This window comes from Mycobacterium venezuelense (assembly GCF_054919535.1).
The window spans coordinates 169,661-181,568 of record NZ_JBONDW010000013.1; the positions used below are offsets into that span (position 1 = coordinate 169,661).

The window sequence follows — 11,908 nt, forward strand, 5'->3', positions numbered from 1 at the left end:
TGCGAGAATCTGCCCATGGCTGCCGTACCGGACGACTTCATCGCCGGGTTGGAAGGCGTCGTCGCCTTCACCACCGAAATCGCAGAGCCCGACAAGGATGGTGGCGCGCTGCGTTACCGCGGCGTCGACATCGAAGAGCTGGTCACCCGACGCGTCACATTCGGTGACGTGTGGGGGTTGCTGGTCGACGGGAGTTTCGGCACCGGTCTGCCGCCCGCCGAACCGTTCCCGTTGCCGATCCACAGCGGTGACGTCCGTGTCGACGTCCAGGCCGGGCTTGCGATGCTCGCGCCGATCTGGGGTTACGCCCCCATCCTCGACGTCGACGAATCCACCGCGCGCGAACAGTTGGCTCGCGCATCGGTGATGGCGCTGTCCTACGTCGCTCAATCCGCCCGTGGCATCTATCAGCCCGCGGTGCCGCAGCGCATGATCGACGAATGCCCCACGGTCACATCACGTTTCATGACGCGCTGGCAGGGCGACCCGGACCCCAAGCACGTCGAGGCGATCGACGCATACTGGGTGACCGCGGCCGAACACGGCATGAACGCCTCGACGTTCACCGCCAGGGTGATCACGTCCACCGGAGCCGATGTGGCCGCGGCCCTGTCGGGTGCCGTCGGTGCGATGAGCGGCCCACTGCACGGCGGCGCCCCCGCGCGAGTGCTGCCGATGATCGAGGAGGTCGAGAAGACCGGCGACGCACGCGCGGTGGTCAAGGCGATTCTCGACAGCGGGGACAAGCTGATGGGCTTCGGGCACCGGGTGTACCGGGCCGAGGATCCGCGGGCACGCGTGTTGCGGGCGACCGCACAGCGATTGGGCGCCCCTCGCTACGAGGTGGCCGCGGCACTCGAGCAGGCGGCGTTGGCCGAGTTGCGCGAACGCAGGCCCGACCGCGCCATCGAGACCAATGTCGAGTTCTGGGCCGCGGTGATTCTCGACTTCGCCCAGGTGCCCGCGACGATGATGCCCGCGATGTTCACCTGCGGGCGCACCGCGGGCTGGTGTGCGCACATTCTCGAGCAGAAGCGGCTGGGCAAGCTCGTGCGCCCGTCGGCCATCTACGTCGGCCCCGAGCCACGCAGCGCGGAATCCGTTGCCGGATGGGACCAGATCGCCGTGCGATGACCGCCGACGTCTTCGCTTCTGCCGCACACGCATTCGCGCGGCTTGTGCGGGCGCTGCCCGCGGACCTGTTCGACGGGCCCGGGCTCGGCGAGTGGGATCTGCGTGCGCTCGTCGGCCACACCTCCCGGTCGCTCATCACCGTGAGCACCTATCTGCACTCTCCCGCTGCCGAGGCCGACCTCGCCGGGCCCGTCGAGTACTACGTCGCGATACGGGATTTCATGTCCGACGCCGGCGCAGAAGCGATCGTCGAGCGGGGCAGGCAGGCCGGGCGCGACCTCGGCGATGATCCGGTCGCCGCAGTGGAAAAGCTTGTGGAGCAGGCGCTTTCCGATATAGACGGGGTGGGTGATCCGCCGATCACGGTGATCGGCGGATACGGCATCCGGCTGAGCGACTACCTGCAGACCCGCATCTTCGAGCTGGCCGTGCACAGCCTCGACATCGCCCGCGCGACCGGTGTGGCTGCGCACCTGCCCGCCGACGTCCTGGCGGCCGCGACGACGCTGGCCGCCGGGGTCGGAGTGGCACTGGGCGAGGGCGAGACGGTGCTGTTGGCCCTCACCGGCCGGGCCGGCTTGCCCGAGTCGTTCTCCGTCGTCTAGCGGGTGTACGCGAGACCGACGAAATGGTCGAATATCAGCGAAAATTCGACCATTGCGTCGGTCTCGGCGCTACCGCCTAGGCGTGCTGGGCGATCTGGATCAGATTGCCGCACGTATCGTCGAACACGGCGGTGATGACGGGCCCCATCGCGGTCGGCTTCTGTGTGAACTGCACGCCGAGTGCCGACAGCCGTTCGTATTCGGCCGCGACGTCATCGACCGCAAACGATGTGAACGGGATGCCGTCGGCTACCAGCGCGTCCTTGAACGGCTTGGCCGCCGGATGCCCGCTGGGTTCGAGGACGAGCTCGGTGCCGTCGGGGTCCTGCGGGGACACGACAGTGATCCACCGGTCGACACCCATCGGAACGTCGTGTTTGAGAACGAAACCCAACACATCGGTGTAAAAGCGCAGGCCCTTCTCCTGGTCGTCCACGAGCACGCTCGTCAGATTGATTCTCATGTCGGTCCCTCTCCCCCATCGGTTTCGGTGTGCATGTCACGGGGCGGCTTGAGCCACCGCTCGACGATCGGTTCGAGCGGTGCGGTGTTGATGTGGTGGAACTTGTACCGACCCTCGCGCCTGGTCTCGATCAGGCCGGCGTCCTCGAGCACATCCAGGTGCTGCGAGACCGCCTGCCGAGTCGAGGACAGGCCGTGGTTGGTCAGCAGCCGGGCACAGATCTCGAACAACGTCTGGCCGTCGCGTTCGGTCAGCTCGTCGAGAATGATCCGGCGGGTGGGATCGGCCAAGGCCTTGAAGACGTCACCCACAGCCGCCACGATAGGCAAGCTGTCACTTGCATGTCAATGTTCGCGAGCTTGTCGGACCCTGGTGGTTGCATGGGTCATGCCGCAGCGATGAGATCCGCCCACGCGACGGGTCTGCATTGTGTCCGCCCACTATCACCAGGAGACAATCATGGCGATCGAAGTAACTCCCGCAGTGTCACCGCACCTCGTCGTCGACGACGCGGCCGCCGCGATCGACTTCTACGTCAAGGCATTTGACGCCACCGAGCTGGGCCGAGTGCCCGGCCCCGGCGGCAAGCTCATCCACGCCGCGGTCAACATCAATGGATCCACGGTGATGCTCAACGACGATTTCCCGGAGTTCAGCGAAGGCAAGTCCTCGACGCCCAAGGCGCTGGGCGGCACGCCGGTGACCATCCACCTGACGGTCACCGACGTCGACGCGAAGTTCGCCCGCGCGGTCGAGGCCGGAGCCCAGGTTGTCCACCCGCTCGAGGATCAGTTCTGGGGAGACCGCTACGGCGTCGTCCGCGACCCGTTCGGCCACCAGTGGTCATTGGGCCAGCCGGTGCGCGAGGTCAGCATGGAGGAGATCGAAGCGGCGATGAAGTCATCGCAGTAGCGGTCAGAAGACTGCCTTCTGGACCTGATCGGGCCCGCTGATCTCGCCGTCGGGCAGTTTGCCGAGGGCGTCGAGGATCTCGCTGTCGGCGCCGTTGCTCTTGGCGTGCTCGATCAGGTCCTGCTTGGAGGACGGGTACTTCGCGCCGGACAGTGCCTTCTGCACATCGATGGGGTTGGGCATTCGGATCACTCCCTTCATGTGACTATCGGTCGGGAGTAACCGGGCGCCGAAAATCGAAACCTCATCTCACGTTTCCGGCACGGCCACCGTCTACAAGGTGTGAAAGCAGTGAACGAGACCGCAAACGTCCTGCGCGGGATGTACGCCGCCGAACGCGACTACCTCGCCGCCGGCGGGCCGGGTGCGGCGAAGTTCGACATCCTCGCGCCGTTCTTCGCACACGATGTGGTCCTGCATCAGGCCGAGGCGCTGCCCTACGGCGGGACCTGGCGCGGCCACGACGGCATGGAACGGTTTTTCACCGCGATGAGCCAGACGTGGTCGGCATTCGAGATGGTCGAACAGGAGTTCCTCTCGACCGCCGAAACTGCCGTCGTACTCACGCAGGTCCACGCCCGGGCCCGGGCCACGGGGCGCGAACTGAACTTCCCGATCCTGCAGACCATCCGCGTGGTCGACGGACGTATCGCCGAGGTGCGGCCGTTCTATTGGGACACCGCAGCGATCGTCGCCGCGACGAGTTAGCGGAGCAGCCCGGCCAGCAGGCGCTGGTGTACCGGCGGTGTCGGCGCCGTCGCGGCGGCCGCGAGCATCGCGTCGACGGTCGTGAACTTGTCGCGTGGCCGGTCCTCACCGCCGCGTGCGATCTCGGCGGCATCGATCGCCTGCCAACCCGCGGCGTCGACGACGTCGGGCTGACGCGAATGCACGAGCTTGTCGAGTGCCGACGCCTTGTGGGCGGGATCGGCCAGCATTCCGGCGTTGTAGTCGTCGACAAGGTTGCGGACGGTCTCAGCCGCGCAGGACTTGTTGGTACCGATGAACCCGGTCGGCCCACGTTTGATCCAGCCGGCGACATACGCGCCGCGCACCGGGCCACCGGTCGCCTGGTCGATCACGCGGCCACCGTCGTTGGGCACCACCGCGGCGCCGTCGTCGAACGGAAGATCGGCAATCGCCTTGCCGCGGTAGCCGATTGACGTGAGCACCAGCCCGGCGTCGATCGTGCGCACCTGATCGGTGCCGGTGACGCCGAACTCGATACCGGTCACGCGGTCCTCGCCCACCACGCGTTGCGGCGTGAGCTGGTAGGCCAGCCGGATCCGCGGCCGGGTGATCGGCGCTGACGCGTCACCCAACTTCGACAGGATCTCGAGTTTGTTGCGGGTCAACGGGTCTGACGCGGTCGCCAGATCGCGCTGCACCAGTTCGTGGTCGGCCGCGTCGAGCACGACGTCGCACGTCGCGGTCAGCCCGATCAGCTCGGGCAGGGTGAAGGCCGAGGATGCCGGGCCGCGACGCGCCGCGACGACGACTTCCTGCACCTGCGACGACCGCAACGCGGCAAGCGCATGGTCGGAGATATCGGTGCGGGCCAACGCGTCCGGGTCGGTCGTCAGCACGCGCGCGACGTCGAATGCGACGTTGCCGTTGCCGACGATGACCACGCGCTCATGGCTCAGATCCACCGGAAGGTCGGTAAAGTCCGGATGCCCGTTGACCCAGGCGACCATCTCGGTGGCGGTCCCGGTGCCCGGCAGGCCCATGCCGTCGATCTCGAGGCGCCGGTCGTTCGGGGCGCCGACGGCGTAGAGCACCGCGTGGTGGTGTTCGAGCAGGTCGGCGTGGGACAGGTGTCTGCCGACCTCGACGTTGAGGAAGAACTTGAATCCCCGCTGCTGGGTCATCCGGTCGAACAGGCGCGTGACGCGCTTGGTGCTCTGATGGTCGGGTGCGACACCGGCACGCACCAGCCCGTACGGCGTCGGCAGCTTCTCGAACACGTTGACGCGCACGCCGCGCTGCGTGAGCAGTTCGTCCGCGGCGTACATCGCGGCAGGGCCGGACCCGACGATCGCGACCGTGAGCGGGCCACCCCGCGTGATCTTCGGCGCGGGCAGTACCGGTGCGAGCTTTGACGTCGGCGGCAGCTTGCCCTCGCGCTTGGGATAGAACGAAGCGTTCAGTTCGATGAACGGCAGCTGCTTGGGCTCCAGCTTCGTATCCGGCGCGATCGCCCCGACCGGGCACGCGCTGACGCACGCGCCGCAATCAACGCACGCGTCGGGATCGATGTAGAGCATCTCCGCCGTCGCGAAGCCCGGCTCATCCGGTGACGGATGGATGCAGTTCACCGGGCACGCGTAGACACAGGACCCGTCGCTGCAACACGACTGGGTGATCACATGGGGCATGCGAGACCTCTAGGCGACCGACACCAGGTGCTCGCGCTGCGGCTCGCTGCGGTAGCGGCTCGGCGGCCCGTCGATCTTGCAGATCTTCCACATGAGCTTGGCGAGCGGGTTCATCAGACCCGTGTCGTAGCACAGCATCCGGACGTCACCGAACATGTCGCGCAACATCTTTCGGGACTCAGGCGCATCGAAGAACAGCTCCTTGCGCACCGAGCGCGGAATGTCGAATTCCTTCCAGAACGCACGCGGCGGAACGATGATCGCCGAGCACAGGATCCGCATGGTCAGTGGCACGAACAGCGACAGGATCCACCGCTGGCGGCGGCGCAGGTGCGGAACGCGCTTGTGCAGGTACTGGTGCGCGAACGAGATGTGGCGGGCCTCCTCGGCGACGTGAATCGCCATGACCCGCTCCATGATCGGGTGCAGGGACTTGCCCTCGCGCAGCACGTTCTTCTGCGTGTGGTCGATGGGCTCCTCACCGGCGAGCACGCCGAAGAAGAACGGAATCGGCAGCGGACCCGCGGCCAGCGGGATCAGCGGCTGCAGCCACTTGAGCAACCGCGGCATGCCCGGCACGTCCATGCCGATGCGGTTCACCATCTCCTGGAACATCAGGGTGTGGTTGCACTCCTCGACCGACTCGTGCAGGCAGTACCGGTACTCCGGCGAGCCGTTGGGCACCCAGAACGAGTACTCCATCAGACCGCGGATCAGGATGTTCTCGAAGTGCAAGCCCACCTTGGCGACATTGGCCTGGCGCCACATGCCGATCTCGATCTGCCGCTCAACCGGCTGCGCCTGGTACCACGGATGACCGCCCATCGGGTCGGTCGCCGGCAGGATCCAGCGCGGATCGTTGGGAACGACGGCAAACTCCGGCGAATCCCACTCGATGTCCTTGTACGGATTGAAATTGCGCCGCACCGACCCCTCGGACAGCGTGGAGAGCATGTCGACGTACTGGGCGTCGTCGCTGACGTCCATGTTCTTGCGCCAGCGCCTGACCATCTTGGTCCGAGCCATGTTGCAGACCTCTCTATACTTGTCTGAGGTTTACATCTACCCACTTGTTGTACAACGGTACCGCAGGTATCGAGTAAATGTCCATGCCCGATTTGAAAAATTTGCCAAGGGATCGTTCGCCGTGGCCGAGCTGAAGACAAAAGACCAGATCGAGGCCATGGCTGCCGCCGGAGCGGTCGTCGCCGAAGCATTGCGCGCTGTCGCCGCCATCGCCGCACCGGGGCGCACGACCGCCGATCTCGACCGCGTCGCGGCCGAAGTGCTGGCCTCCCACGGCGCCACGTCGCCGTTTCTCAACTACCACCCCCGCTGGGCCCCGAGTCCGTTCCCCGCCGTGCTGTGCGTGAGCGTCAACGACGCCGTGGTGCACGGCGTCCCGAACGGCCAAGTCCTCGCTGACGGCGACCTCGTGTCCGTCGACTTCGGAGCAATCTTGAACGGCTGGTGTGGCGACGCCGCCCGCAGTTTCGTCGTCGGCACTGCGCGGCCCGCCGACACGGCGTTGATCGAGGCGACCGACGCCGCGCTCGCCGCGGGCATCGCCGCGGCCCGGCCCGGCAACACCCTGGGAGACATCGGCAACGCGATCGCATCGGTGGCCCGAGGTGCGGGATTCGGCCGGCTCGCAGACCATGGCGGCCACGGCATCGGCCGCACGATGCACGAAGATCCGCACGTGCCGAACGAGGGCAGCCCAGGCAAAGGCATGAAGCTGAAGCCGGGGTTGGTACTCGCGATCGAGCCCATGCTCATCGCCGACGGCACCGACGACTACGTCCACGACCCTGACGGCTGGACGCTGCGCACCGCAACGGGCGCCCGCGCCGCGCACAGCGAACACACCGTGGCCGTGACCGCCGACGGCGCCCGGATTCTGACGCTTTAGTGGCGACCGTGGGGCCAATGCACGAGTTCGGGCCGGTTTGCGTGCACAGGGCCCACGCTCGGCCGGTCGACAGCCGGTCATTAGGCTTGCGGGCATGGCTGAACTGATCATTCCCGCCGACCTCAAGCCTGGTGACGGGCGCTTCGGCTGCGGACCGTCCAAGGTCCGGCCCGAGCAGTTGACCGCACTGGCCGCCGCAGGCGATCTGTTCGGCACGAGCCACCGGCAGGCGCCGGTGAAGAACCTGGTCGGCCGCGTCCGCGACGGCTTGCGTCAGTTGTTCTCCCTGCCCGACGGTTACGAGGTCATCCTCGGCAACGGCGGGTCGACCGCGTTCTGGGATGCCGCAGCGTTCAGCCTCATCGACAAGCGTTCGCTGCACCTCACCTACGGCGAGTTCAGCTCGAAGTTCGCCTCGGCCGTCGCCAAGAACCCCTTCATCGGCGACCCGATCGTGGTCAAGTCCGATCCGGGCACGGCACCCGAGCCGCAGTCCGATCCGTCGGTCGACGCGATCGCCTGGGCCCACAACGAGACCTCGACGGGCGTGGCGGTGCCGGTGCAGCGTCCCGCCGGTTCGGATGACGCGCTGATCCTCATCGACGCGACATCGGCGGCCGGCGGCCTGCCCGTCGACATCACCGACGTCGACGCGTATTACTTTGCGCCGCAGAAGAATTTCGCCGGCGACGGCGGGCTGTGGCTCGCCGTCATGAGCCCGGCGGCGCTGGCTCGCATCGAGGCGATCGCGGCGTCGGACCGCTGGGTGCCCGACTTTCTCTCGCTGCCCATCGCGGTCGAGAACAGCCTCAAGAACCAGACTTACAACACCCCGGCGATCGCCACGCTGGTGCTGTTGGCCGAACAGCTCGACTGGCTGCTGGGCAACGGCGGCCTTGAGTGGGCGGTCAAGCGCACCGCCGACTCGTCGCAGCGGCTCTACTCATGGGCCGAGGCCGCGTCGTTCGCCACGCCGTTCGTCACCGACCCGGCTTTGCGGTCGCAGGTCGTCGGCACGATCGACTTCAGCGATGACGTGGACGCCGCAGCGGTGGCAAAAGTGCTGCGGGCAAACGGAATTGTGGATACCGAGCCGTATCGCAAGCTGGGCCGCAACCAGTTGCGGATCGGCATGTTCCCGGCCGTGGAACCCGACGACGTGAGCGCACTGACGAGCTGCGTGGACTGGGTCTTGGAAAATCTCTGAGTACACATTCCTCTGGCCCGCGTGTCAGCGCGGTAACGAGCCGATAACGCAGTAGGGTTCGCGCAGGAGGTCGGTATGCGAGAACTCAGGGTCGTCGGGCTGGATGTCGACGGCAAACGCATCATCTGTGAAGCCGACAACTCCACGGAGATGTTCAGTTTGCGTGTCGACGACCGTTTGCGGGCCGCCGTGCGCGGCGACAAAGTCGCCTCGAATCAGACACAAATCGATGTAGAGGTTCAAAGCGTGCTGCGCCCCAAGGAGATTCAAGCAAAGATCCGTGCCGGCGCATCGGTCGAGCAGTTGGCCGCCGCCGCAGGAGTCCCGGTCGAACGAGTCGAGCGGTTCGCCCATCCGGTGTTGCTGGAACGGGCACGTGCGGCCGAACTGGCTACCGCCGCCCATCCGGTGCTCGCCGACGGGCCCGCGGTGCTGACCCTGCTGGAGATGGTGACGACGGCACTCGTGGCGCGCGGGCTGGATCCTGACTCGACCGCGTGGGACGCCTGGCGCAACGAGGACAGCCGCTGGACCGTGCAGGTGACCTGGAAGGCAGGCAGGTCCGACATCCAGGCCCACTTCCGGTTCACACCCGGCGCGCACGGCGGTACCGTCACCGCGTCGGACGACGCCGCACAACAGCTGATCAACCCGGATTTCGGTCGGCCGTTGCGTCCCGTGGCAGCCGTGCCCGAGCTGGACTTCGAGACTCCCGCGCCGCCGGTGGCCGCACCCCAGCCGGTCGCCGCCGAGCCCGAGCTGGAGCCAGAAGCGGCCCCGGCACCCAAGCGCAGCCGCAAGGCCAGGCCCGCGGTTCCGGCCTGGGAGGACGTGCTGCTCGGCGTGCGTTCCTCGGGCACGCAGCGTTGACGTCTTGACCTGAAGTGTTCTTGAGGTCATAGCGTCTTCGCATGATCTCTCTCGGCCCGATCGGGCTGGCCAGCAGCAATCCGTTCACCGATGACGCGGCCGTGGTGGCCGACGAAGCCCGCCGTGCCGAGGACCTCGGCTACGCGACGCTGTGGCGTTCGGGCAACCTGCCTATGCTCGCCGCCGCCGTGCGCGCGACCACGTCGATACCGGTCGCGACCGGCATCATCCCCGTCATGCGCGTGCCGGCGGCCGACGTCATAACCACCCACTCCGAGCTGGAGCGCGAGCATCCCGGCCGCTTCGTCGTCGGCATCGGCGGCGCGCACGGTCCCAAGCCCCTGGCCGCCCTCAACGCCTATCTGGACGAACTGGACGCCGCCGGGATCGAGTCGCGCATCCTGGCCGCGCTCGGCCCCAACATGCTGACGCTCGCGCGGGACCGCGCCGCCGGGGCGTATCCCTACCTCGTCACACCGTCATACGTCGCGGCGGCCCGGGCAGCCCTTGGCCCCGACCGCCTGTTGGCGATCCTGCTGATGGTCATCCCCGTCACCGACCGCGACGCCGCCCGGGCTGCCGCGGCCGGGCCGCTGGAGTTCCTGGCCGGTCAGGGCGGCTACCGCCGCAACCTCCTGCGGCAGGGATTCAGCGAGACCGACATCGACACCGTCAGCGACCGCCTTTTGGGCGGGATCGCGGCCTGGGGCACCACCGAGCGCATCGCCGAACGCATCGCGGACTATCACCGGGCGGGAGCCGATCAGGTGGTGCTGCGCATCCTTGGCGTCGACGATATGGACACCTGGCGAGCTCGGCTGGCCCGCACGCTGTTCGGATCGGCCTGAGTTACTGGCTCAGCGCGACGGCGAGGAGCGCTACCCACCCGACGACCACGCCGACTGCGGCGCCGAGCACGAACCAGCGCCACACGGGCCGTGTCCGCCACCCCCACACCGTCGGCGCGAGACCGCCGACGGCCACCATGTTCAACCCGACGGCCAGCAGCGGGTGCACGCGAATCAGGCCCACGCCGAGCACCACGATGGCTGCGGCGAGCACGGCCGCCACGAATCCGGCCACCGTCAGGCCTGTCCCCCACGGCGTGGATTCGTCGGTCACGATGTCAATTTAGCGTCAATTCAGTGCGCAAGCCTCGACCGCTCGTAGAACGCGAGAGCGGCGGCCGTCGCGACGTTGAGGGAATCGGTGCCGCGCGACATGGGAATCCGCACACGAATGTCGCTGGCCCGCATGGTGCGCTCGGTCAAGCCGGGCCCTTCGGCTCCGACAAGGATGGCCACGCGATCGTCGCCGAGTTGCACCATCGCGTCCGACAGCGTTGCCGCCGCCGCGTCCGGCGTCATGGCCAGCAGACGAAAACCTTTGGCACGTAACAACTCCAGGTCATCTGGCCACGAAGAGGCCCGAGCGAAGGGCACCAACAGGGCATGGCCCATCGACACCCGAACGGCGCGGCGATAGAGCGGATCGGCACAGCCCGCGCCGAACACGACCGCATCGACGGCCAGCCCGGCGGCGTTGCGGAAGATCGAACCCAGATTCTCGTGGTCGTTGACGCCTTCGAGCACCGCGACGGTACGTGCGTTCGACACCACCTCGTCGACCGTCAGCTCCGGCGCGCGAGATGCCGAGGCCAGCACCCCGCGATTGAGATGAAATCCGACCGCGGTGGCCATCACCTCCGCGCTGGCCCGGTAGAACGGCACGTCGACCCCGTCGAGGTCGGCGGCCAGTTCACCGAGCCGCCGATCGGTACCCAGCAGCGCACGCGGAACGAAGCGCGACGCCAGCATGCGCTGCACGACGAGCACACCTTCGGCGATGACGAGGCCCTTGCCGGTCGGCAGATCCGGCCTGCGGTCCACGCTGTTGAGATCGCGGAAATCGTCGATGCGCGGATCCGCCGGATCCTCGATGTCGATGACGTGCAGTGCGCTCACGCGCTTTCGTCGACCATGGCCGACATCAGATCCGCTGCGGCAAGCAACGTCTGGCGATCTTCTGGCTCGAGCCGGGCCAGCTGCTTCAACAGCCACTCCTGGCTGGCGCGACGCTCGGCCTCCACCAGGTTGACGCCCGCCGGCGAGGCGGACACCACGATTTGGCGTCCGTCCACCGGATGCGCGGCGCGAGCCACCAGACCCTGCTCGGCGAGCGAGGTCAACACGCGGGTCATCGACGGCGGCCGGACCCGCTCACGCAGAGCCAATGCGCCTGGCGTCATCGCTCCCTCTTTGGCCAGCGTCGACAATGCGGAAAGCTGGGTCAGCGACACCGGAGATTCGGAACGCCGTACCCGTAGCTGACGGGCGAATCGGACAACGGCCAGTGCGAGATCGCTCGCGAGCCGAGCCTCCGGATCTTTCACAAAGCAAATAATACTGAGCATCGGCAACTAAAGGG

The 11,908-nt window shown here is 67.2% G+C and carries 16 protein-coding genes; 8 read left to right on the forward strand and 8 right to left on the reverse strand.

Features of this window, described 5'->3' with window-relative positions:
* Nucleotides 1–15: 15 nt before the first annotated feature.
* On the forward strand, nt 16–1,134 hold the full coding sequence (locus tag ACRCUN_RS21630) for a citrate synthase 2 (protein ID WP_462143669.1): 1,119 nt from the start codon (nt 16–18) through the stop codon (nt 1,132–1,134).
* Complete coding sequence (locus ACRCUN_RS21635; RefSeq protein ID WP_462143670.1) at nt 1,131–1,739, forward strand: maleylpyruvate isomerase N-terminal domain-containing protein; 609 nt, start codon at nt 1,131–1,133, stop codon at nt 1,737–1,739. The genes ACRCUN_RS21630 and ACRCUN_RS21635 overlap by 4 nt, the downstream gene beginning before the upstream one ends.
* Before the next feature lie 76 nt (nt 1,740–1,815).
* Here ACRCUN_RS21635 and ACRCUN_RS21640 read toward each other — a convergent pair whose 3' ends face one another.
* Together ACRCUN_RS21640 and ACRCUN_RS21645 are read right to left on the reverse strand one after the other, a co-directional pair.
* The gene (locus tag ACRCUN_RS21640) at nt 1,816–2,202 is read right to left on the reverse strand and encodes a VOC family protein (RefSeq protein ID WP_462143671.1); all 387 of its coding nucleotides are present in this window, start codon (nt 2,200–2,202) and stop codon (nt 1,816–1,818) included.
* Nucleotides 2,199–2,513, reverse strand: a complete 315-nt coding sequence (locus tag ACRCUN_RS21645; protein WP_462143672.1) for an ArsR/SmtB family transcription factor — start codon at nt 2,511–2,513, stop codon at nt 2,199–2,201. The genes ACRCUN_RS21640 and ACRCUN_RS21645 overlap by 4 nt, the downstream gene beginning before the upstream one ends.
* Nucleotides 2,514–2,661: 148 nt before the next feature.
* Between ACRCUN_RS21645 and ACRCUN_RS21650 the strand changes: the two genes are divergently transcribed.
* Nucleotides 2,662–3,114 carry a VOC family protein gene (locus ACRCUN_RS21650; RefSeq protein ID WP_462143673.1) on the forward strand — a complete coding sequence of 151 codons (453 nt, stop codon included), beginning with the start codon at nt 2,662–2,664 and terminating at the stop codon, nt 3,112–3,114.
* A 3-nt stretch (nt 3,115–3,117) separates the two neighbouring features.
* On the opposite strand, the gene ACRCUN_RS21655 is transcribed toward ACRCUN_RS21650, so the two are convergent.
* On the reverse strand, nt 3,118–3,297 hold the full coding sequence (locus ACRCUN_RS21655; protein ID WP_462143674.1) for a DUF2795 domain-containing protein: 180 nt from the start codon (nt 3,295–3,297) through the stop codon (nt 3,118–3,120).
* A 108-nt stretch (nt 3,298–3,405) separates the two neighbouring features.
* On the opposite strand from ACRCUN_RS21655, the gene ACRCUN_RS21660 reads away from it, so the two are divergent.
* Nucleotides 3,406–3,822 (forward strand): nuclear transport factor 2 family protein, encoded by a 417-nt coding sequence (locus tag ACRCUN_RS21660; protein ID WP_462143675.1) that lies wholly within the window; start codon nt 3,406–3,408, stop codon nt 3,820–3,822.
* Here ACRCUN_RS21660 and ACRCUN_RS21665 read toward each other — a convergent pair.
* Nucleotides 3,819–5,492 (reverse strand): 4Fe-4S binding protein, encoded by a 1,674-nt coding sequence (locus tag ACRCUN_RS21665; RefSeq protein ID WP_462143676.1) that lies wholly within the window; start codon nt 5,490–5,492, stop codon nt 3,819–3,821. The genes ACRCUN_RS21660 and ACRCUN_RS21665 overlap by 4 nt on opposite strands.
* Nucleotides 5,493–5,501: 9 nt before the next feature.
* Complete coding sequence (locus ACRCUN_RS21670) at nt 5,502–6,518, reverse strand: AurF N-oxygenase family protein (RefSeq protein WP_462143677.1); 1,017 nt, start codon at nt 6,516–6,518, stop codon at nt 5,502–5,504.
* Nucleotides 6,519–6,639: 121 nt separating this feature from the next.
* On the opposite strand from ACRCUN_RS21670, the gene map reads away from it, so the two are divergent.
* From map to ACRCUN_RS21690, 4 genes are all read left to right on the forward strand, one after another.
* Nucleotides 6,640–7,404 (forward strand): type I methionyl aminopeptidase, encoded by a 765-nt coding sequence (gene map / locus ACRCUN_RS21675; protein ID WP_462143678.1) that lies wholly within the window; start codon nt 6,640–6,642, stop codon nt 7,402–7,404.
* A gap of 94 nt (nt 7,405–7,498) precedes the next feature.
* Nucleotides 7,499–8,611: a phosphoserine transaminase gene (serC, locus tag ACRCUN_RS21680; RefSeq protein ID WP_462143679.1), complete on the forward strand. Its 1,113-nt coding sequence runs from the start codon at nt 7,499–7,501 to the stop codon at nt 8,609–8,611.
* Nucleotides 8,612–8,686: 75 nt separating this feature from the next.
* Nucleotides 8,687–9,481: a septation protein SepH gene (gene sepH, locus ACRCUN_RS21685; protein ID WP_462143680.1), complete on the forward strand. Its 795-nt coding sequence runs from the start codon at nt 8,687–8,689 to the stop codon at nt 9,479–9,481.
* A gap of 41 nt (nt 9,482–9,522) precedes the next feature.
* A complete protein-coding gene (locus ACRCUN_RS21690) occupies nt 9,523–10,329 on the forward strand; it encodes a TIGR03620 family F420-dependent LLM class oxidoreductase (protein ID WP_462143681.1) in 807 nt (268 codons plus the stop codon).
* 1 nt (nt 10,330) lies between these two features.
* Here the strand turns inward: ACRCUN_RS21690 and ACRCUN_RS21695 are convergent, their stop codons facing one another.
* From ACRCUN_RS21695 to ACRCUN_RS21705, 3 genes are read right to left on the reverse strand one after another with little or no spacing between them, the layout of a single operon-like run.
* A complete protein-coding gene (locus tag ACRCUN_RS21695) occupies nt 10,331–10,603 on the reverse strand; it encodes a DUF2537 domain-containing protein (RefSeq protein ID WP_462143682.1) in 273 nt (90 codons plus the stop codon).
* A gap of 20 nt (nt 10,604–10,623) precedes the next feature.
* A complete protein-coding gene (locus ACRCUN_RS21700) occupies nt 10,624–11,445 on the reverse strand; it encodes a TrmH family RNA methyltransferase (RefSeq protein WP_462143683.1) in 822 nt (273 codons plus the stop codon).
* Complete coding sequence (locus ACRCUN_RS21705; protein ID WP_462143684.1) at nt 11,442–11,873, reverse strand: Rv0880 family HTH-type transcriptional regulator; 432 nt, start codon at nt 11,871–11,873, stop codon at nt 11,442–11,444. The genes ACRCUN_RS21700 and ACRCUN_RS21705 overlap by 4 nt, the downstream gene beginning before the upstream one ends.
* Nucleotides 11,874–11,908: the final 35 nt, after the last annotated feature.

Excerpts from the sequence above, each read along its gene's own strand:
- ACRCUN_RS21630 (WP_462143669.1), top strand. The coding sequence starts at position 16 with ATGGCTGCCGTACCGGACGACTTCATCGCCGGGTTGGAAGGCGTCGTC.
- ACRCUN_RS21635 (WP_462143670.1), top strand. The coding sequence starts at position 1,131 with ATGACCGCCGACGTCTTCGCTTCTGCCGCACACGCATTCGCGCGGCTT.
- ACRCUN_RS21640 (WP_462143671.1), bottom strand. The coding sequence starts at position 2,202 with ATGAGAATCAATCTGACGAGCGTGCTCGTGGACGACCAGGAGAAGGGC.
- ACRCUN_RS21650 (WP_462143673.1), top strand. The coding sequence starts at position 2,662 with ATGGCGATCGAAGTAACTCCCGCAGTGTCACCGCACCTCGTCGTCGAC.
- ACRCUN_RS21655 (WP_462143674.1), bottom strand. The coding sequence starts at position 3,297 with ATGCCCAACCCCATCGATGTGCAGAAGGCACTGTCCGGCGCGAAGTAC.
- ACRCUN_RS21665 (WP_462143676.1), bottom strand. The coding sequence starts at position 5,492 with ATGCCCCATGTGATCACCCAGTCGTGTTGCAGCGACGGGTCCTGTGTC.
- ACRCUN_RS21670 (WP_462143677.1), bottom strand. The coding sequence starts at position 6,518 with ATGGCTCGGACCAAGATGGTCAGGCGCTGGCGCAAGAACATGGACGTC.
- serC (WP_462143679.1), top strand. The coding sequence starts at position 7,499 with ATGGCTGAACTGATCATTCCCGCCGACCTCAAGCCTGGTGACGGGCGC.
- sepH (WP_462143680.1), top strand. The coding sequence starts at position 8,687 with ATGCGAGAACTCAGGGTCGTCGGGCTGGATGTCGACGGCAAACGCATC.
- ACRCUN_RS21690 (WP_462143681.1), top strand. The coding sequence starts at position 9,523 with ATGATCTCTCTCGGCCCGATCGGGCTGGCCAGCAGCAATCCGTTCACC.